General features: G+C 62.7%; 23 protein-coding genes. 21 read left to right on the forward strand and 2 right to left on the reverse strand.

All coding sequences use genetic code 11. The features are described 5' to 3' along the window. Position 1 precedes the first annotated feature (1 nt). The 18 genes from EPD66_RS16275 (at position 2) to EPD66_RS24120 (ending at position 15,579) form a co-directional block, all read left to right on the forward strand. A complete protein-coding gene (locus tag EPD66_RS16275; protein ID WP_142849559.1) occupies positions 2–310 on the forward strand; it encodes a TrbC/VirB2 family protein in 309 nt (102 codons plus the stop codon). Next, positions 310–579, forward strand: a complete 270-nt coding sequence (locus tag EPD66_RS16280; RefSeq protein ID WP_142849560.1) for a VirB3 family type IV secretion system protein — start codon at positions 310–312, stop codon at positions 577–579. Before EPD66_RS16275 ends, EPD66_RS16280 begins: the two co-directional genes overlap by 1 nt. Beyond that, positions 573–3,098: a conjugal transfer protein TrbE gene (trbE, locus tag EPD66_RS16285; protein WP_142849561.1), complete on the forward strand. Its 2,526-nt coding sequence runs from the start codon at positions 573–575 to the stop codon at positions 3,096–3,098. The genes EPD66_RS16280 and trbE overlap by 7 nt, the downstream gene beginning before the upstream one ends. Continuing rightward, positions 3,095–3,808 (forward strand): P-type conjugative transfer protein TrbJ, encoded by a 714-nt coding sequence (trbJ, locus tag EPD66_RS16290; protein WP_142849562.1) that lies wholly within the window; start codon positions 3,095–3,097, stop codon positions 3,806–3,808. Before trbE ends, trbJ begins: the two co-directional genes overlap by 4 nt. A 21-nt stretch (positions 3,809–3,829) precedes the next feature. After that, entirely contained in the window at positions 3,830–5,173 is a 1,344-nt protein-coding gene (trbL, locus tag EPD66_RS16295; protein WP_142849563.1) for a P-type conjugative transfer protein TrbL, read from the forward strand. Between the two features lie 3 nt (positions 5,174–5,176). Continuing rightward, positions 5,177–5,896: a conjugal transfer protein TrbF gene (gene trbF / locus EPD66_RS16300; protein ID WP_142849564.1), complete on the forward strand. Its 720-nt coding sequence runs from the start codon at positions 5,177–5,179 to the stop codon at positions 5,894–5,896. Further along, positions 5,893–6,894, forward strand: coding sequence for a P-type conjugative transfer protein TrbG (gene trbG / locus EPD66_RS16305; protein ID WP_221931007.1), 1,002 nt, complete (start codon positions 5,893–5,895; stop codon positions 6,892–6,894). The genes trbF and trbG overlap by 4 nt, the downstream gene beginning before the upstream one ends. Before the next feature lie 11 nt (positions 6,895–6,905). Further along, entirely contained in the window at positions 6,906–8,126 is a 1,221-nt protein-coding gene (locus tag EPD66_RS16310; protein WP_142849566.1) for a TrbI/VirB10 family protein, read from the forward strand. A 38-nt stretch (positions 8,127–8,164) separates the two neighbouring features. Next, complete coding sequence (locus EPD66_RS16315; RefSeq protein ID WP_086466202.1) at positions 8,165–8,488, forward strand: DUF2274 domain-containing protein; 324 nt, start codon at positions 8,165–8,167, stop codon at positions 8,486–8,488. 3 nt (positions 8,489–8,491) lie between these two features. Beyond that, positions 8,492–8,809, forward strand: a complete 318-nt coding sequence (locus EPD66_RS16320) for a DUF736 family protein (RefSeq protein WP_086466203.1) — start codon at positions 8,492–8,494, stop codon at positions 8,807–8,809. After that, positions 8,806–9,105 carry a hypothetical protein gene (locus EPD66_RS16325; protein ID WP_142849567.1) on the forward strand — a complete coding sequence of 100 codons (300 nt, stop codon included), beginning with the start codon at positions 8,806–8,808 and terminating at the stop codon, positions 9,103–9,105. Before EPD66_RS16320 ends, EPD66_RS16325 begins: the two co-directional genes overlap by 4 nt. Positions 9,106–9,182: 77 nt before the next feature. After that, the gene (locus tag EPD66_RS16330) at positions 9,183–10,061 is read left to right on the forward strand and encodes a type IV toxin-antitoxin system AbiEi family antitoxin domain-containing protein (protein ID WP_086466204.1); all 879 of its coding nucleotides are present in this window, start codon (positions 9,183–9,185) and stop codon (positions 10,059–10,061) included. After that, positions 10,054–10,968, forward strand: a complete 915-nt coding sequence (locus EPD66_RS16335) for a nucleotidyl transferase AbiEii/AbiGii toxin family protein (RefSeq protein WP_086466205.1) — start codon at positions 10,054–10,056, stop codon at positions 10,966–10,968. Before EPD66_RS16330 ends, EPD66_RS16335 begins: the two co-directional genes overlap by 8 nt. A gap of 102 nt (positions 10,969–11,070) precedes the next feature. After that, positions 11,071–11,265, forward strand: coding sequence for a hypothetical protein (locus tag EPD66_RS16340; RefSeq protein ID WP_086466206.1), 195 nt, complete (start codon positions 11,071–11,073; stop codon positions 11,263–11,265). Positions 11,266–11,327: 62 nt separating this feature from the next. Next, positions 11,328–13,109, forward strand: coding sequence for a recombinase family protein (locus tag EPD66_RS16345; protein WP_142849568.1), 1,782 nt, complete (start codon positions 11,328–11,330; stop codon positions 13,107–13,109). Positions 13,110–13,334: 225 nt separating this feature from the next. Beyond that, positions 13,335–14,432 carry a hypothetical protein gene (locus EPD66_RS16350; RefSeq protein WP_142849569.1) on the forward strand — a complete coding sequence of 366 codons (1,098 nt, stop codon included), beginning with the start codon at positions 13,335–13,337 and terminating at the stop codon, positions 14,430–14,432. A 14-nt stretch (positions 14,433–14,446) separates the two neighbouring features. Beyond that, positions 14,447–15,442: a trypsin-like peptidase domain-containing protein gene (locus EPD66_RS16355; protein WP_142849570.1), complete on the forward strand. Its 996-nt coding sequence runs from the start codon at positions 14,447–14,449 to the stop codon at positions 15,440–15,442. Continuing rightward, entirely contained in the window at positions 15,439–15,579 is a 141-nt protein-coding gene (locus EPD66_RS24120) for a hypothetical protein (RefSeq protein WP_185961459.1), read from the forward strand. The genes EPD66_RS16355 and EPD66_RS24120 overlap by 4 nt, the downstream gene beginning before the upstream one ends. 30 nt (positions 15,580–15,609) lie before the next feature. Here EPD66_RS24120 and EPD66_RS16360 read toward each other — a convergent pair whose 3' ends face one another. Beyond that, entirely contained in the window at positions 15,610–16,242 is a 633-nt protein-coding gene (locus EPD66_RS16360) for a hypothetical protein (protein WP_142849571.1), read from the reverse strand. Between the two features lie 241 nt (positions 16,243–16,483). Here EPD66_RS16360 and EPD66_RS16365 point away from each other — a divergent pair, with 241 nt between their 5' ends. The 3 genes from EPD66_RS16365 to EPD66_RS16375 all read left to right on the forward strand — a co-directional run bounded on the left by EPD66_RS16365 (position 16,484) and on the right by EPD66_RS16375 (position 18,649). Beyond that, positions 16,484–17,179 (forward strand): ParA family protein, encoded by a 696-nt coding sequence (locus tag EPD66_RS16365; protein WP_142849572.1) that lies wholly within the window; start codon positions 16,484–16,486, stop codon positions 17,177–17,179. Further along, positions 17,179–17,580, forward strand: a complete 402-nt coding sequence (locus EPD66_RS16370) for a hypothetical protein (RefSeq protein ID WP_142849573.1) — start codon at positions 17,179–17,181, stop codon at positions 17,578–17,580. Before EPD66_RS16365 ends, EPD66_RS16370 begins: the two co-directional genes overlap by 1 nt. A gap of 184 nt (positions 17,581–17,764) precedes the next feature. Next, positions 17,765–18,649 carry a hypothetical protein gene (locus tag EPD66_RS16375; protein WP_142849574.1) on the forward strand — a complete coding sequence of 295 codons (885 nt, stop codon included), beginning with the start codon at positions 17,765–17,767 and terminating at the stop codon, positions 18,647–18,649. A gap of 130 nt (positions 18,650–18,779) precedes the next feature. On the opposite strand, the gene EPD66_RS16380 is transcribed toward EPD66_RS16375, so the two are convergent. Then, positions 18,780–19,503: IS5-like element IS1384 family transposase (locus EPD66_RS16380; protein ID WP_142849575.1), on the reverse strand; the 724-nt coding region annotated here is incomplete at its 5' end.

Below are 19,503 nucleotides of genomic sequence, written 5' to 3' on the forward strand. Positions count from 1 at the left end.
CATGCGCAAAAAGCTCCGATTTCTGTCGGCTACCGCCCTCACGTTTTTCATGGTTGCGCCGGCCTATGCGGCGGGCTCCGGCATGCCGTGGGAAGAACCGCTCCAGCGTATCCTGGAATCGGTTCAGGGGCCGGTGGCCAAGATCGTCGCGGTGATCATCATCATCGTAACCGGCCTGACACTCGCCTTCGGCGAGACCTCTGGCGGCTTCCGTCGGCTTATCCAGATCGTCTTCGGCCTGTCCATCGCCTTCGCGGCGTCGAGCTTCTTCCTCTCCTTCTTCTCCTTCGGCGGCGGAGCGCTCGTCTGATGGATGCTGCTCGCCACATCGAGGGCTTCGAAATCCCCGTCCATCGCGCGCTGACCGAGCCGATCCTGCTCGGCGGCGCGCCGCGCGCCGTCGCCATCCTCAACGGCACGCTGGCGGCCGCCATCGGCCTCGGTCTCCAGCAGTGGATCGCCGGGCTCGGCCTGTTCGTCGCCGGGCATACGCTCAGCGTTTTTGCGGCCAGGCACGATCCGGACTTCCTGCCCGTGCTCGCCCGCCATCTGCGTCAACGGGGGTGGTGGCGATGCTGAGCTTGGCCGAATACCGTGGGCGAGCCGACCGGCTCGCCGATCTTCTGCCCTGGGCGGCGCTCCTCGCGCCCGGCATCGTCCTCAACAAGGACGGCAGTTTCCAGCGCAGCTTCCGCTTTCGCGGCCCCGATCTCGAAAGCGCGACGGAGGCCGAACTGGTCGGGCTCGGCGCACGGGCCAACAATGCGCTGAAGCGCCTTGGCTCCGGCTGGGCGCTGTTCTTCGAGGCGGAGCGGCTTGAGGCGCAGGATTATCCGCGGTCCAACTTCCCGGATGCGGCCTCATGGCTCGTCGATGAGGAACGCCGCGCGGCCTTTGAAGGTGAGTCAGATCAGTCATCGCCCCGGTGGAGCGATGACCCGGCGAACGGGCAGGGCCGGCATTTCGAAAGCCGCTATCACCTCACACTTCTCTACATGCCGCCGCCCGACGCGCAGGCGCGCACCGAGAATGCGCTGCTGGATTCCGGCCGGAAGGGGGAAGGGGACGGCGGCGGCCGCAACTGGCGGCAGGAACTGGCCCGGTTCCGGGACGAGACCGAGCGGGTGCTGGATTTGCTCAGCGGCTTCCTGCCGGAGATCCGCGCGCTCGACGATGCCGAGACGCTGACCTTTCTGCACGGGGCGATTTCGACGAAGCGCCATCCCGTCGCCGTGCCCGAAACGCCGATGTATCTTGATGGCGTGCTGGTCGATACGCCCTTGACCGGCGGCCTGGAGCCGATGCTCGGCGACCGGCACTTGCGGACGCTGACGATCCTCGGCTTTCCGAACGCGACCCGCCCCGGCATCCTCGACGCACTGAACCATCAGGACTTTGCCTATCGCTGGGGCACGCGCTTCATCCCGCTCGATAAGATGGCGGCGACGAAGGTGCTCACCCGCCTGCGCCGGCAGTGGTTCGCCAAGCGCAAGTCGATCACAGCGATCCTGCGCGAGGTGCTGACCAACGAGCCTGCTGTACTGGTCGATAGCGACGCCGACAACAAGGCGCTCGATGCAGACGCCGCTTTGCAGGCGCTCGGCAGTGATCATGTCGGTTTCGGTTATCTGACGACGACCATCACCGTCTGGGACGAGGACCGGGATACCGCGGAGGAAAAGGTCCGCGCCGTCGAGCGCATCGTCAACGGCCTCGGCTTCACCTGCATTCGGGAAACGGTGAATGCCGTCGAAGCCTGGCTCGGTTCACTGCCGGGCCATGTCTACGCCAATGTCCGGCAGCCGCTCGTCCACACCCTGAACCTCGCCCATCTCATGCCGCTCTCGGCGGTGTGGGCCGGACCGGCGCGCAACGCCCATCTCGCCAAAGTCACTCAGACAGAATGTCCGCCGCTACTCCATGCGGAAACCAGCGGCTCCACACCGTTCCGCCTCTCCACCCATGTGGGCGATGTCGGCCACATGCTGATCGTCGGCCCGACCGGCGCAGGCAAGTCGGTGCTCTTGTCGCTGATCGCACTGCAATTCCGGCGCTATGCCGGCTCTCAGGTCACCATCTTCGACAAGGGCAATTCGGCGCGCGCAGCCGTGCTGGCCATGGGTGGGGAGCATCATGCGCTGGGTGCGGCCCCTGATGACATCACGAACGCGCTCGCCTTCCAGCCGCTCCGCGACATCGACGACCCGGCGACGCGAAGCTGGGCGGCTGAATGGATCGGCGCGCTGCTCGCTCATGAGCATGTCACCGTTACCCCGGAAGTGAAGGAGGCCGTCTGGTCGGCGTTGTGCAACCTCGCCACCGCGCCGGCCGAGGAGCGCACGCTCACCGGCCTGTCCGTCCTCGTCCAGGCGAACGCCCTCAAGGCCGCGCTCCAGCCCTATACGCTCGATGGCCCCTTCGGTCGGCTGCTCGACGCCGCCGAGGACCGGTTGGCGCTGTCCGAGGTTCAATGCTTCGAGACCGAGGAACTGATGCATGAGGCTGGCGTCGTCCTGCCGGTGCTGACCTACCTCTTCCACCGTCTGGAGGAGAGGTTCGACGGGCGGCCGACGCTGCTCATTCTCGACGAGGCCTGGGTCTATCTCGACAATCCGCTCTTCGCCGCCCGCATCCGCGAATGGCTGAAGGTCCTGCGCAAGAAGAACGTGTCGGTGATCTTCGCGACGCAGTCGCTGGCGGACGTGGCCGACAGCTCCATCGCGCCCGCCATCATCGAGAGCTGCCCGCAGCGCATTTTTCTTCTCAACGACCGGGCCATCGAACCCCAGGCGCGCACGGCCTATGAGCGCTTCGGCCTCAACGATCGGCAGATCGAACTGATCGCGCAGGCAACGCCAAAACGGCACTACTACCTGCAATCGCGCCGCGGCAACCGGCTGTTCGAGCTGGGCCTCGGCCCCGTGGCACTGGCGCTCTGCGGCGCCTCCGATCCGTCCTCCCAGACCCTCATCGACACAATCCTGGCCGAGCACGGCAGGGAGGCCTTCGCCGTCGAGTTTCTGAGAGCCCGCGGCCTCGATTGGGCCGCCGACATCCTCGGCCCGTTCTCTCCTCAAATACAGGAGCCAACACCATGAAACGCACGTCTCTCGCGGCGCTCCTCGCCGCATCTCTTGCCATCGCTACGCCACAGGTGGGCCATGCCGCCTGGCCGGTCTTCGATGCCACCAACTACGGTCAGAATGTCCTGCAGGCGGCGCGTGCGCTGGAGCAGATCAACAACCAGATCCAGCAGCTCCAGAACCAGGCGGTCATGTTGCAGAACATGGCAAAGAACCTTCAGCGGCTGGATTTCTCCTCGCTCGGACAACTCCAGGGGGCGCTGAACCGTATCGACGGGCTGATGATGCAGGTCGACGGCCTCAGCTTCGACCTGACGCAGCTCGAAGGCCAGTGGCGGCAGCAATATCCAAGCTCGTACGATGCCACGGTCAGCACCAGCGATATCGCCACTGCCGCGCGCGAGCGCTGGCAGAGTGCCATGAACGCTTTCCGCCAAACCATGCGGGTGCAATCGCAGATCGTCGAGAACGTGCGCGTCGACGAAGGGCTACTCACCGATCTCGTCAATCGGAGCCATGGCGCCGTCGGGGCGCTGCAGGCGCAGCAGGCCGCGAATCAGCTCATTGCGCTTTCGGCCAAGCAGCAGATGCAGATCCAGACGCTGATGGCCGCCCATTACCGCGCCGAGGCAGAAGACGCCGCGCGCAAGGCGCAGGCGGAGGAAGCGGCGCGCGAGACAACGCGCAGGTTCCTCGGTTCCGGCTCCGCCTATTCTGGGAACTGACCGGCAGGGAGGCGACGCGCGATGAATGATCTCGGCATCATCGACCGGTTCATGGAGACCTTCAGCCGCTACATCGACAGCGGCTTCGGACTCTTGTCGGGTGACGTCGCCTTCCTCACCACCATCCTGATCGGCATCGACATCACGCTGGCAGGCCTGTTCTGGGCTCTGGGCGGCGAGGACAACATCATCGGGCGCCTGATCCGGAAGATGCTCTATGTCGGCGTCTTCGCGCTGATCCTCAACAACTTCCAGAACCTTGCCGAGATCATCTACAGGTCCTTCTCCGGTCTCGGCATCCAGGCCGCGCCCGGCACGCTCGCCGCCGACGATCTGCTCAAACCTGGCAAGATCGCCGCCACCGGTTATGAGGCGGCGTATCCGCTCATCGATCAGGTCGGCAATCTCGTCGGCTTTCCGGAAATCTTCGGCAACGCACTCACCGTCTTCGTCCTGCTGCTGGCCTGGTTCCTGGTCCTCATCGCCTTCTTCATTCTGGCGATCCAGCTCTTCATCACCGTGCTCGAGTTCAAACTGACGACGCTCGCCGGTTTCGTCCTGGTGCCCTTCGCGCTCTGGAACAAGACGTCGTTCCTCGCCGAACGGGTTCTCGGCAACGTGATTTCCTCCGGCATCAAGGTGATGATGCTCGCCGTCATCGTCGGCATCGGCTCGACGCTGTTCGCTTCCTTCACCAACGGCCTTCAGGGTCAGGAACCGGACCTTGCCGCCGCCATGTCGCGGGTGCTGGGCGCTCTGGCGCTGCTCGGTCTCGGCATCTTCGGCCCCGGCATCGCTTCGGGTCTTGTATCCGGAGCACCGCAGCTCGGCGCCGGCGCCGCCCTCGGCGCAACTGGTGCTGCGGTGGGCGCGACCATGCTCGCCGGTGGCGCGGCGCTTGCCGGGGCGCGCATGGCCGCTGGCGGCGGTCTTTCCGCCATCCGCGCGGGCACGGCGATGGGGTCTGCCGCTTCTTCCGCCTACCAACTGGGACAGGCGACCTCCGGGACGTCCGGCATGGCAGGCGCCGCGGCCGGTGTTGGTGGCATGGCGCGCGCTGCCGGCGGAGCCGCCACAAACGCCGCGCGCCAAGTCGCGGGTCGCGCCTCTTCCTCTCTGAAAGAAAGCGCCGATGCCGGACGCCGTGGCGCCTGGACGGCCACCGGCGGCACGCCGACCGCCTCCATGTCGGAGGCAAGCGCCGCATCGGCGGGCATCCCCTCCAGTTCCCCGCCGGATTGGGCGAACCGCCTGCGCTCCGAACAGGCGGCGCGTGCGCATCGGCAGACCGCCACCCAAGCCATCAAGGACGGTGACCGGCCCGGCAACGGCGCCAATCCCTCCCTCAATGACAAGGACGACTGACCCATGTTCTTCCGACGACCGATTCAACGATACGGCACGACGCCGGAGCCCGTCACTCCCTATCAGAGGGCCGCCCAGCTCTGGGACGAGCGCATCGGCGCGTCCCGTATCCAGGCAAGAAACTGGCGGGTCATGGCCTTCGGCTGCCTGGCGCTTTCCGTCGGTCTTTCCGGCGGCTTGCTCTGGCAGTCGCTGCAAAGCCGCGTCGCGCCCTATGTGGTCGAGGTCGACAAGTTCGGCGAGGCGCGCGCCGTCGCGCCGGCAATCCAGAACTACCAGCCGGCCGACGCCCAGATCGCCTGGCACCTCGCCCGCTTCATCACCAACGTCCGTTCGGTGTCCACCGATCCGGTGCTGGTGCGCCAGAACTGGCTGTCCGCCTACGATTTCGCCACCGACCGCGCCGCGCTGTTCCTGAACGACCACGCTAAGAAGAACGATCCCTTCAGCGCGATCGGCACCCGCAGCGGCTCGGTCCAGGTGACGAGCGTTGTGCGGGCCTCTGACGCCTCCTTCCAGGTCAAGTGGACCGAGCAGGTCTTCGAGCGCGGTAGCCTGGCCCGCACCGAGCGCTGGACCGCGATCCTGACGGTCGTGATCCAGACCCCGCGCACCGCCGAGCAGCTCCGCAAGAACCCCCTCGGCGTCTTCGTCAACGCCATCGACTGGTCGCGCGAACTCGACGCCACTGCGCCGCAATTGCCCAAGGAGCCCTCTCAATGAAGAAGAACATGTTCGTCATCACCGTGTCGGCGCTGGCCTTGTCCGCCTGCGCCACAAAGCCTTTGCCGCCAACGATCAGCTACGACTCCGACGACTTCAAGCCGGCCGTCATCGACAGGGAACCGGCCAGGCCGGTGAAGATCGTCGAGGTGCCGAAGGTCCTGCCATTGCCGGGCCAGCTTCTGCCGGAGCCCGGCGAGGTGACCGAGGACAAGCGCCCGCCGACCGAGCGGGTCGAGGACGCCAACAAGGCGGCGACCCAGGAGCCGACCAAGCACGGCTATGTCAACGCCATCCAGGTCTATCCCTATACGGAAGGGGCGCTCTACCGTCTCTATGCGGCGCCCGAGCGCGTCAGCGACATTGCCTTGCAGCCCGGCGAAAAGCTCACCTCCGTCTCCGCCGGCGACACCGTGCGTTGGGTGATCGGCGACACGGTGAGCGGCACGGACGATAGCGAGCGCATCCATGTGCTGGTCAAGCCCTTCGCGCCGGACCTCAAAACCAATCTCGTCATCACCACCGACCGGCGCGCCTATCACCTCCAGCTTGAAAGCACCGAGAGGACCGCCATGGCGGCGATCTCCTGGACTTATCCGTCCGACCAGATTCTCGCCCTGCGCCGACAGAACACAGCGGCCGAGGCGGCGTTGCCGGTCGCCTCGAACGTGGCGCTCGAGAACATCCGCTTCCGTTACGCCATCACCGGCGACAGTCCGCCCTGGAAACCGCTGCGCGCCTTCGACGACGGCCACAAGGTCTATATTGAGTTCCCCCGCCGCATTGACCAGGGCGAGGCGCCGCCGCTCTTCGTGGTGGGCGCCGACGGCGGCAACCAGCTCGTCAACTACCGCATGCGCGGCAACTACTACATCGTCGACCGCCTCTTCGCTGCCGCCGAACTGCGCCTCGGCGCCAAGCCGCAGCAGGTGGTTCGGATTTCCCGGACCGACGAGACGCCACGGCGCACCGCGTTGTTTTCGCGCACGGACCGGTAGGGGGAGAGGCCATGACGGATCCCGCCGCACCCACGCCAAAACCTGCCGGTTCGTCCAAGCGCGATCCCGGCAAGCTGGACCTGCGCGCCGCGCCCCGCCGCGTCGTACGCTTCAGGCGCGGCCTTGTCATCGGCGTGGCCGCGCTCGGCTCCGGCGCCATCCTCGGCGTGACCATGATGGCGCTGCAAGGCCCGGCCCTGCGAATCCAGGACCAGGCCGAGGAGCTCTACAACACCGAACGCAAACCGACCCCGGACGGCCTTGCCGCGTTGCCCGGCGATTACAGCCAGGTCAAGCCGGAGACACCGCAGCTCGGGCCGCCGCTGCCCGGCGATCTCGGCCGGCCGATCCTCGAACGCCAGCGGCAGCTCGGCATCGCGCCGGGAGGATCGGAATTGTCCGCCGAGGAGCAGCGCCTCGCCCAGCAGGCCATCCAGGCGAAGGAGGCCGGCGTCTTCTTCCGGATCGAGAACCGGCCGCGGCAGGACACGCCGGCAGTGACGGGCCAGTCCCAGCAAATGGCAGCGACGGAGATAGTTTTGCCCGACGCTGACCGCCTGGCACTCGATCCCGAACGCGACCAGAACAACCAGCAGCGCAAGCTCGACTTCCTGAATCAGCGCGATACTGGCGGCATCTACAATCCGCATGCGCTGCAGACCCCGGTCTCGCCCCATCAGGTGATGGCCGGCAGTGTGATCGCCGCGAGCCTGATCACCGGCATCAATTTCGACCTGCCGGGCCTCGTCGCCGCCCAGGTCACCGAGAACGTCTACGACACGGTGACCGGCCGCACGCTGCTGATCCCGCAGGGCTCGCGCCTAATCGGCACCTATGACAGCGTGATTGCCTTCGGCCAGTCCCGTGCGCTGCTTGTCTGGCAGCGCATCATCCTGCCCGACGGCTCCTCCATCGAGATCGACAATCTGCCCGCCACCGACACCGCCGGCTATGCCGGCCTCGAGGACGAGGTCGACTACCACACCTGGCGGCTCATCAAGGGCATCGCGCTTGCCACCCTGCTCGGCGTCGGCACGGAGCTGAGCCTCGGCAGCGACGAGAGCGACCTGGTCCGGGCGATCCGCGAATCCACCCAGCAGAACGTCAACCGGGCCGGCCAGCGCATCACCGAGAAGAACCTGAACATCCAGCCGACCATCACCGTCCGTCCCGGCTGGCCGCTCAGGATCATCGTCCACAGGGATCTCGTATTGCGCCGCTACCAGGGCTGAAACCTGTCCACCGAAGCTTTAGCAAAGGAGGATCGATCATGGCCAATCTGAAACTCGGAAAACTGCCCGACCGCACGCCGGCGAAGATCACCATCACCGTCGGCGCCGACCTGAACCAGGCGCTACGGGATTATGCGATCCTCTACCGCGCCACCTATGGCGAGGCCGAGTCCGTCGCCGAGCTCATTCCCTTCATGCTGGAGGCCTTCCTCGACAGCGACCGCGCCTTCGCTAAGGCGCGCAAGGAGGGGTTGCCCGAGACGAACATCGACAAACCGGCGCGGCGCGCCCGCTCACCCCGCGCGGGCGATAGCGAAGCGGCGTCGCCCGCTGTCTCATCCGCATCGCAATTCCAGGAGTAACCTATGCAAATCGGCACCTTCACTTTGTCCAATGACGGGGGCTGGACCGGTTCCATCCGCACGCTCACCATCGACGCCAAAGTCCGGCTCGTCCCCAATGACGACCGTACCCATGACAACGCCCCGGCATTCCGAGTCCTTGTCGGCAACGCCCGCATCGGTGACGCCTGGGATGCCCGGACAACGGGTGATCACCCGAAATACTATCTCCGCCTCCGTCTCGACGACCCGAGCCTTCCCGAACCCTTCACCGCCGCCCTGTTCCCCTCCGAGGAGGGGGACTGGGCGCAGCTCGTCTGGAACAGGCGGCGGGAGGGATGAACTGCTCCGATTTGCTCTATTCCGAAATCGTTCGCAAAAGACTTCAGACGGCGATGGCTTTTGCCCATGAATTCGGAAGTCGCGCCCTTCGCGGTCGTGTGGATGTCGCGGAAGGCAAGGCGAGCCTTCCTGCAGGGGAGATTGTTACGAATCCTCGGACCATAAGCGTATGTGCCGAGGATTCGTATCATCGTCCTGCCGGGCTCTCGAAAAGGGGTGCGTCCGTGGTCGTTCCTGCCGGTGCGCCCGTCCCGGACGGCAATGGCATAGAGAATTTTGAAGTCTCCATTTTTTGATGGTTATGGACCATCAAAAGGGGATATATAGGAAATGAAAGTTGCGCATATTTTCAAAATATGCGAATTTGATGGTTATGAGCCATCAAAGAACACCAAGGCTGAAGCCCTTTCTGGAGCGCGTTCCTCCCGGCTTCCTGGTCGACGCCGCATGGCTGAAGCGCTTCGGCATCGATCCCAAGTCCATCCACGATTACGCCGAGCGGGGCTGGCTGGAGCGGGTGGTACGCGGGGTCTACCGCCGGCCGCTGCCTCATACCGATCAGGCAGGGCGCCCGCTTGTCCGACCGGAGACCGACTGGCAGCTCCCGCTGCTGTCGATCCAATGGATCATGGAACATGACGTCCATCTGGGTGGCTTGAGCGCGCTCGGCTTCCATGGGCTCGCTCACTATCTGCCGCTTGGCGGCGGGGAGCGTGTCTATCTCTATGGCGAAGTTCCCTCCTGGCTGGCCCGCCTTCCGGGCAAGGCACAGTTCGTCGTTCGCTCGCGCGTCCTGTTCGGTGACGACCTTGCCGGCGTCGAGAATGCCGAGCACCAATTCGAGAGCGCGCCGGGGGTGGGGGCGGGACATGGCCCGACCGTGAGCCCCTGGCGCTGGCCGCTCAAGGTTTCGTCCCCCGAGCGCGCCATCCTCGAAGCGCTCGACGAGCTGCCAGCCCACGCGACCTTCGACAATCTGGACATGATCTTTCAGGGGCTGACGAACCTGCGTCCCAAGCGCCTGATGACCCTGCTGCGCGCTTGCCGAAGCATCAAGGTTAAGCGCCTGTTCTTCGTGTTCGCCGACCGGCATGCCCATGCCTGGGTGAAGCATCTTGACAAGAGCGCCATCGATTTCGGATCCGGCCCGCGCGCGCTGGTGAAGGGCGGAAAACTGCACCCGGTCTACCGGATCTATGTGCCCGAGACGCTTCTGCCTGCGGATGGGGACGAGGACGCGAGCCATGCGTGAACGCTATGTCGAGCAGGTCCGCTTGCTGATGCGCCTCCTGCCAGCCATTGCGGCTGAGGAGGTCTTTGCGCTCAAAGGCGGTTCGGCCATCAATCTCTTCTACCGGGACATGCCGCGTCTGTCGGTCGATATCGATCTGACCTATGTGCCGATCGAGGATCGCGCCGTCTCTCTTCAGCAAATCGATGCCACGCTCGACCGGATCATGGACTCATTCGGCCGCAGCAACAGGGATGTGCGGCTCCAGCGCATCGCTGGCGGCGGGAACCTGGAAACCCGCATCATGGCCTCTCGCGGTGCGGCGAGTGTGAAGATCGAGACCTCGCCTGTCATGCGCGGAACGGTGCTGTCGCCGGTGCCGATGAGGGTTTCGGACGCGGTGGAGGAGGCCTTTGGCTTCGCCGAGATGCCGGTGCTCGCCTTCGAGGACCTCTTTGCCGGCAAGCTGCATGCCGCCCTCGACCGCCAGCACCCGCGCGATCTCTACGATGTCCACCTGCTCTATGAGAATGAGGGGCTGACGGACGATTTGTTCCGGGTCTTTCTGGTCTATGTCTGCGCGTCCGGCCGTCCGCCGCACGAACTGCTGGCGCCACCGGCTATCCCGATAGAAGAACTGTACACTGAGGAATTCGTTGGGATGACGCGGGAAGAGATCGCGCTGTCCGATCTCGAAACGGCGCGAACGCGCCTGATCACGGATGTCCGAAGGCGTCTGACCGACAACGCAGCGGCATTCCTGATGTCGCTTCACAACGCCGAACCGGATTTCGCTCTCATCGACCTGCCCCAGGGCGAACGGCTCCCCGCCATCCAGTGGAAGCTTCTCAACTTGCGCAGGCTCAAGGCAGAAAATCCAGCCAAGCATGCCGAGCAGGGAGAAATGTTGAAGGCGCTGTTTGCCTAAAGGAGGCGTGGGAGAAGACCAGGGTATATAACGGCCATAAGAACTCGGCTGCTTTTGCGCGATCCTTATCCAGTATGCATCAATACTGGAAAGGTTCGACCCATGAAGGAAAAGGAGGACCAGGCGGCCGCGGTCATCCCGCCTCCGGCGAACGATAATGGGCCAGAGCAACTGGCGAGGGAAGAAGCGGAGCGGCACTTGGACACCATCGCGCGGGCCATTGGCCGCCACATCGCCTGCGAACACATCAGGGCCTGGGAGCGGGAGCGGCGGAAGCGGGCGGCCAACGACAACTGACCAAAGGAAGAGGGGCGGGAACCGGACGGGTGAAATCCGCCCTTGAGAGAAAGGAAAGTCTTATGACCCGCGTTGCGCTATACGCCCGCTATTCCTCGGACAATCAGAGCGTTTCCTCCATCGAGGACCAGTTCCGCATTTGCCGGGATCAGGCGGCGCGGGAGAAGTGGAAAGTGGTGGGGGTCTACAAGGACGCCGCCATTTCGGGCGCAAGCGTCACCTTGCGGCCGGGTATTCAGGCGCTCTTGCAGGACGCGCAGGCGGGCAAATTCGAGATCGTGCTGGCGGAAGCGCTGGACCGCATCAGCCGCGACCAGGCCGATGTCGCCATCCTCTACAAGCATTTCAAATTCGCGGGCGTGACGCTCGTGACGCTTGCCGAGGGCGAGATCTCGGAGCTGCATGTCGGTCTCAAGGGAACCATGAACGCCCTGTTCCTGAAAGACCTCGCCGCCAAGACCCACCGCGGTCTGCGCGGCCGCGTCGAGAAGGGAAAGGCGGGCGGCGGCCTCTGCTACGGCTATGACGTCGTGAAGCGGCTCAACGGCGATGGCGAGCAGGTGCGCGGCGAACGGAAGATCAACGAGGCCGAGGCCGAGATCGTCCGCCGCATCTTTCGCGAATTCGCCGCCGGCAAGAGCCCCAAGGCCATCGCCGCCGATCTCAACCGCGACGGTATTCCCGGTCCCAATGGCAAGGCTTGGGGAGACACCACCATTCGCGGCCATGTCTGCCGGGGCACCGGCATCGTCAACAACGAGCTCTATGCCGGTGTGCTGGTCTGGAACCGGCTCCGCTACATCAAGAACCCGGCGACGGGAAAGCGCGTCTCGCGCGTCAACCCGGAGGCCGAATGGATCAGGACCGAGGTGCAGGAACTGCGCATCGTCGACGAAGACCTGTGGCAGGCGGCGCGGCGGCGGCAGGAGGAGATTTCCAGGCAGTTCGAGAATGTCACCAAAGGCGTGCGCGCTTATCGTGCCAAGCACGTCAACGAGCTGCGCCGCCCCGCCTTTCTGTTCTCCGGCCTACTCAAATGCGGCTGCTGCGGCGGCAATTACGGCATCATCACCCGTGACCGCTATGGCTGTCTCAATCGTTATCGGCGGGGTACCTGCGACAACGGCCATACCATCCGTCGCGATGACATCGAGCAGCGTATTCTGTCCGGCCTTACCGAACGGCTGGTTTCGGCCGAGCGGGTCGCCAAGGCCGTGCGCGCCTATGCCGAAGCGCTGAACAGTCAGAACCGTGAACGCCGGGCGCAGGTGGAGCTTGACCGTAAGGCGCTGGAGAAGATCGAACGCGGTATCGCCGGCATCATGGCAGCGATTGAGGACGGCATGTATCAGCCAGCCATGAAGGATCGGATGGAGGAACTGGAACGCCAGAAGGCGGATGTCCTGGCGCGCATGGAACAGGCGCCCGAGGATGTCCCGGACATCCACCCCAACATCGCCGAAATCTACAAGGCCAAGGTGACGCAGTTGAGCGAGGCTCTGGCCGATCCCGAACTGCGCGATCAGGCCGCCGAGGCGTTCCGTGCGCTGGTCGACGAAGTGGTGCTTGAGCCCGGCGACAAGCGCGGCGAGGTCAACGCCACCTTACGCGGCGAGGCGATGAACATCCTCGACATCGTTTCCGGGCGCAAAAGCCGCAACAGATCCCAAGTTATAACAAAAGACGTTGCGGGCCCCCGCAACCACTCTTCTCGATCTCCTGATTCGTCAGGGTATACCCCAAAAGTGGGGATTCGCGCAAGAGTAAAGCCGTCGGGCACGCTTCCAACCAAGGAGGCGGCGTTCCCGACGGCTTTTTTTTCATCTGAACCGCACACAGACTGAAAAAATTAAAACCCCACCAGCGGGAACTGGCGGGGTTTGAAAAGCTTAGAAATTGGGTCACCTGACAGGACCCATTCTAGGCAACGGTACCGCTTTGTCAATTCGAAAGTAGGACGAAGTAGGGGCCGAGCCGGTCGTGCCGATAGAGGAATGGGACAAAGAATCAGGGCTGCCCTGGCGGCAGCCATTGCGCCAAAGCGCGCAGCAGCGGCCTCGCGTCTGCGGATGGCCGATGACGCCCAGTGGCGTCTTTGGGAACAGCAGGCGCGCGAACACCGCCGCCGGCAGATCACAAAACAGCCAGCCGAAGACGCCAAGCCCGCACCACGGCGGCGTCGGGAATCCCTGCGCCAGGTACAGCAGCGTCGGGCAGCGCATGCCCGCGCCAGATGGCCATGGAAGCTCCAGACGCAATTCCTGTTCACCGACGCCGAGGCCTGTCTGGTGGACACCTTGCTTTTCCTGGCCGGTGAGCACGGGCCGGAATTCGATGTCTACCGCTCCGAGCTGGAGGCGAGGGCCAACATCAAGCCATCCACCCAGCGCGCGGCAGAAGCGAAGCTGGAGGCCCTGCAGCTTCTGGAGGTGAGGGAAAACCGCCTCGGCTATGCCCGCAATGTCGCCAATTCCTACCGGCTGAAGGGCGCCCTCCTCGATGCGGCCAAGTCCATGGCCACCCGGAAAAGGGTGGGTGCAAAATTTAAGCATCCCTTCGGCGGTGTAGAGAATCTACATCCTGATACATCCCCTACATTGGACGTTGCAAAACAGCCGCTTGGTCAGCGCCCTCCCGCCGCCCGAAGGGCGACGACCTCCCCCCTATCAGGGGAGGTATGTATGATGCTCGCCAGGACCGAGCAGGCGAAGCCGTCGCCGTCTGCCTCGGCGCCGCCGTCACAGGCTGAAATATCCAGCGCGGCCGAGATCTCCGAAGGCCAAGCCCTCGATCTGGCCCGCAGCTTCCTTCCCCAGCTTCTCCCTGGCGAGAGCCTTCCGCAATCTGCGTCCGAGCTGATGACGCTCGCCGACCGATTGCGGCGGATCTTCGCCCCCACCGTCTGGGAGCCGGTCTGGAGGTCCTGGCGCAAGCGCCATGGCCTTACTGCCGCCCTGGCGGTGATCGAAACCGGCGTCATGCGCCTGGGCGGGCAGATCCGCGAGAGCGGCGGCCAGTATCTCGCGGGCATTCTCGGCCGGAACCGGCGGTCAGCCCCGGCACCGGAGCTGACCTTGCAGGCGATTCGGGCCGCGCGCCGGAGTCCCGGCCTGACCTCGACAAGGCGTCGCCCCCGGACGGTACGCCTCGGTCGAGGCAGGGAATAGGGGGGCGAAGCGTCATGGATTGGACATCATTCGCCTACGGCTTTGCCACCTGCTTTGTTCTGTTTCTCTTTCTTTTAGCGGTTATCGCGCTCTTGTCGCTGATCAACGACATGAGGCAAGCCGAGCTTTACATCCCTCCTTATCCGATGGAGGAAGCAGATGAAATTAATCTACCTGAAACGTCGGAACTGCTGGACGAGAAGAGCGTAGAGAGCCGGGAAGGAGGGGGGCGAGGTCTTGCCTCAAATCGCTTTACGAGAACCCTCTGTCTTCTTTTGACTCTCATTCCCGGAGCGTGCGTAACCCCCTATAGCGACCTCCCCGGAACGCCGCTGGCGGAGATGGAAGACAACTATCTCAGCGTCTTTACCGGCATCCCCGGTTTCCTGGGCGCTACCGGTTCCGCTGTCATCATTGCCGACGGCTTGGCCGTAACCAATGCCCATGTGGTGGCGGTGACCGGGGGGCTGCATGGCATTACGGCTGCTGGGAAGATGGTCGGAATCGAAGTGCTGGCGATCAGCGAGCATATGGACCTTGCCCTGCTCAAGGTGCCGTTAGGTTTGGGCCACCCGGTGAACATCGCCAAACCTCTCCTGGCCGAAGCTGCCTGGGCCATGGGAACGACCAATGGCTTAGTGGCTCCTGTCAGCCGAGGAACGATCCTCAATCCCCAAGCATGGTCTTGTGCGCATGCCAATGCCTGCGCCGAGCACCAGCGCCAGAACGGCCTGATGTTCGAAGGCGGCGGCGGTGGAGGTTATTCGGGAGGGCCGGTGGTCAATGCCCAGGGAGCATGGCTCGGCTTGGTACAGGGCATCTATACTGAGTTACGCGATGCTGAGGGAAATACCCTTCCTTCCAGCGCTCCTGTCCTCTTCGCCTATCACGCACAAGATGTCCTGAAGGAAGTACAGGCTCTTCTCGCCCGGCACGAGGCAGAGATCCCTTCCTTTCTGGCACCCATGCCGTCGCAATACATGACTGAGATGAATAGGAGTGGGACATGAACTGGACATCGTTCTTTATCGGTTTCGCGTCTGGCATCTTCTTCCTTCATATCGTTATGGCGATTGCCGTTTATTTCCTACTGATGGACGACATAAAGAAACCGGAGTTTTACAACTTTTATCAGGAAGGAGACTGACAACGGACGCCTTGAAGGACCGGCCTGATCTTAATCAGGCCAGTCCCAGGGTGTTTTCCATATATGCCGTTTCGCGTTCTCAAGCCTCGAAGCGGGCGTGTAAGGCTGCTGCGGCAGCCGCTGCGGTGGCGTCGCTTCCCGGGCTGGTGGTTCGGTTGCGGGAACTGGCCACGCTCTCCGGCGGTGTCGGGGCGATTTCTTTGCGAGGCGATTGGCAACTTTTGCCAGGGTCTTGGTAGGGCCGACGCCGATAGAGATAGGAATGCCCGTCCATTGCCTGACCCGGCTGCGCAGGACGCGCAGCCATTCCGTCAAATCCGGCACGGCCAGATTGTCGAGATCAAGGAAGCATTCATCAATGCTGTAGACTTCTGAGGCTGGCACTGCATCGGCCAGTACGGACATCACGCGATTAGACATATCTCCATAAAGGACGTAGTTGGATGAGAGCACTCGCACTCGCTCCCGTTCAATCATCTGTCTGATTTTGAAGACAGGCTCACCCATGGCTATACCCAAAGCCTTGGCTTCATTGGAGCGGGCTACGACACAGCCGTCATTGTTTGAAAGCACCACCACCGGAACACCTTCAAGCCGAGGGTCAAAAACACGTTCGCACGAAACGTAGAAGTTATTGCAATCGGCGAGAGCATAAGTTGGCATGGCAGCTTCATTATATGTTCGCTAAATGTTCTATACCTTGACGTAGGCGCCGAGAATGTCAACGGGCTCCTTCTCGTGCGACTTCAACCTACCGACTGCATAAGCCTGTAAGGACATCAATATTAAAATACGTCTTTATGAAACTTCATAAGTATGGTTTTATGGTCTTACGTCCACGCTTAATGATGTAAGTCAATATCAACGCGGGGATGTCCGGTCATACGGATTGAAGGATGACAAGATGGCTGTTGTAACCGTTGCCACGACCAAAGGGGGCGTTGGCAAATCCACCACAGTTACCAATCTGGCTGTTGCCGCCTGGGCCGATGGCTATTCGGTGAAGGTCTTCGACTGTGACCCACAGAGGCATTCGCAGCTGATCCTCGGCCTCTACAAGCAGGCCCTGCCCGAAGGCACCACTGCCCAGCGCCAGGCGCTCGATGTCGAGGCGGAGGCGACCGAGGCCGATATCGTCAAGAAGATCAATGTGGCCGCGAAGGATTATGACCTGGTGCTGATCGACCTGCAGGGCTCGGCCAACCAGATCATGCTTTTGGCCTTTGCTCGTTCGGATCTGGTGATCATTCCTGTCCAGCCTTCGGCTTTGGATATCGGCGGCGCTGTCGCCGCCTGGTCGAGCGTTCAATCAGCCGCCGAGATCCGCAACCGCGACATTGCCACCCGCATTCTGTTCTGCCGCACACCTGCTGCGATCCAGCCTAAGGTTCTGAAGGAAACCCGCGCCAGATTCACCGAGAAGGGACTCGCGGTGATGAGAGCCGAATTCGTCGAGCGTGCCGCCTTCAAGGCTTTGACTTTCAGTGGCGAAATGCCGACAGACTTTGCGCCTGCGAGCCCGGCAGCCGAGAATATCCGGGCGATTTACAACGAAGTCCTGCAGGATCTGGAAGCGATCATGCAAGGGGAGCCCGCCTGATGAGTGACGAGAAGAAGCCTTTCGATTTCGATCTCCCAGGCGCCACGCCTAGCCCACGCAAGCCGAAGCTTCGCCGTCATGTGCCAGAGGTGGAGGAGGGGGAAGTAGAAAGTGCCAAGATCCTCGCCCAGGCACGCGCTACCGGAGTCGTGACCACCGAGCTGGCCAAGCCGCCTGCAGAGGATGACGACGAATGGGGAAAGCGCACCGTACCCATGCCCAAGCGGGTCAGCGTCGCCCTGGACCGTCGCAGCGGCGACGAGGGCAAGACCCTGAAATACTACGTGTTGAAGGGCTTGCAGATGCAGGGCTTCCCCGTGAAGGACGAAGACCTGGAGGACCGGCGAGGATCGGCGCTCAAGGAGATGGCGGCGCTACGACGGGCACAGAAAGAACGGTAAGATCCCGTTCTCCCTGGTTTGGACGACAAGAGAAAGAAAAGCCCTGTAGCAATTGCAGGGCTATTTTCTTAACCAACAGAGAGGGTGTGGAAGGAGGTAAATATTATTAGCACGTGACTAAAATGCTATTGCTCCATTTGTGGAAAATGGTATTATTATCACGTGACTAAATGAGGGCGAAACAGTGAACAAAGTGACAGCGCATAAGGCCGAGCAAACCCGGATCTATAGCCTTGAAGACTTCGCCGTCCATATCGAGCGGCGGCGCCTAGAAGATTGGGTCGAAGTCGCACGCCTAGTTGCGCGTGGCTTGGATCATTTGCCGGTAGGCACCAGCTTCACCGATGCCAAGGGTAGGCGTCACACGAAGATCCACGATGATGGTCTTGATTGGCGAAGCGAAGTTACGAGTCTACGGCTTATGCGCGGAGGGCCAGACAAGGGCAAGATGCGGCGAGAAACGCATTGTTCACAGGGCTTCGCGTGGAATTTCGGCCTTGAAGTGGGGACGAAAACGGGCAAGCCCCTCGATATGGCGCTGATCGAAATTGCCTATCGCGGCCTCCTCGATGCTGGCGAGATGCTGACCCATCCCGCCCCGCAGAACGAAGAACCCGCCGCAGTAGTGGCGGAGGAAAAGAAGCCAGCCAGCAAGCCCAAGCGCAGCCGCAAGCCCAAGGCCCCACCGCCACCGTCCCGCGAGCAGTGCGCGGCCCTCATTGCTGCGACCCTACCCGATACCGAGGGAGAACTTATGGAAGCCGCCAAGCAGGCCCTAGAAGCTTATCACGCGGCAGTCATGGCCTCCGACGAAGCCGCCGCCAGTCAGCAAGAGGAACGCTATGAAGCGGCAATATTCAAGCTGAACGGCAATAGCTTCTTTGCCAGTTTCGGCGAGCGCGATGCACCCGGCTACCGCATTGCGGACTATTGCGCTGCCGAGGATGGCGCTGTCCCCATGTGGGGACAGAAAGGGCGCTTCCTGATCGAAGTAAATGGCGTGCGTGCCCTGTGCGAGTATAAAGGCTTCTCTGACGTAGGCAAACGCATTAAGGATGGTCTGAAGTAGTTGTGTATTTCTGGCTGACTTCAGCCCCTGCCGATTTTAAAAGCGGCAAATCGATCAAAAACGCTCAGATCACCCGCTTATTTCTGTGTTTTTAGCCGCCGCGAGCACCTCGCGGCAGCCATTTTCCACATTACAGGCGCACCTCTCCTGCATTCGCCAGTAAATGTCGGCGCGCCATCCACAGGTTCGACAGAGCGAACAGTGTCACCAGTTGCGCCGTGTTTTTGGCCAAGCCGCGAAAGCGCACCTTGGTGTAACCGAACTGGCGCTTGATTACCCGGAACGGATGCTCGACCTTGGCGCGCACCTGAGCCTTGGCCTTTTCAATCTTGCGCTTGGCTTTGTACAGCACGCTGCGCTTATCGAGTTTTTTGTAGGTGCTGCGGCGTGCCGCCACCTGCCAGATAACTTCACGTCCTTCATGCTCGGGCCGCTTTTCGACACCGGTGTAGCCTGCATCGGCGCAGACCACGTTTTCGTCGCCATGCAGCAATTTGTCCACCTGGGTGACATCCGCCACATTGGCCGCCGTGCCCACTACGCTGTGCACCAGACCCGATTCGTCATCGGCGCCGATGTGGGCCTTCATGCCAAAATAATACTGGTTTCCCTTCTTGGTCTGGTGCATTTCCGGGTCGCGCTTGCCGTCCTTGTTCTTGGTCGAACTGGGCGCATTGATCAGCGTTGCATCGACGATGGTGCCCTGGCGCAGCGACAGGCCGCGGTCGCCCAGATAGCCATTGATGACAGCGAGGATGCCGGCCGCCAGCTCGTGTTTCTCCAGCAAGCGGCGGAAGTTGAGAATGGTGGTTTCGTCGGGGATGCGCTCCAGGTTCAGCCCGGCAAACTGGCGC

This window comes from Telmatospirillum sp. J64-1 (genome assembly GCF_006980715.1).
Lineage (GTDB): Bacteria > Pseudomonadota > Alphaproteobacteria > Rhodospirillales > Magnetospirillaceae > Oleiliquidispirillum > Oleiliquidispirillum nitrogeniifigens.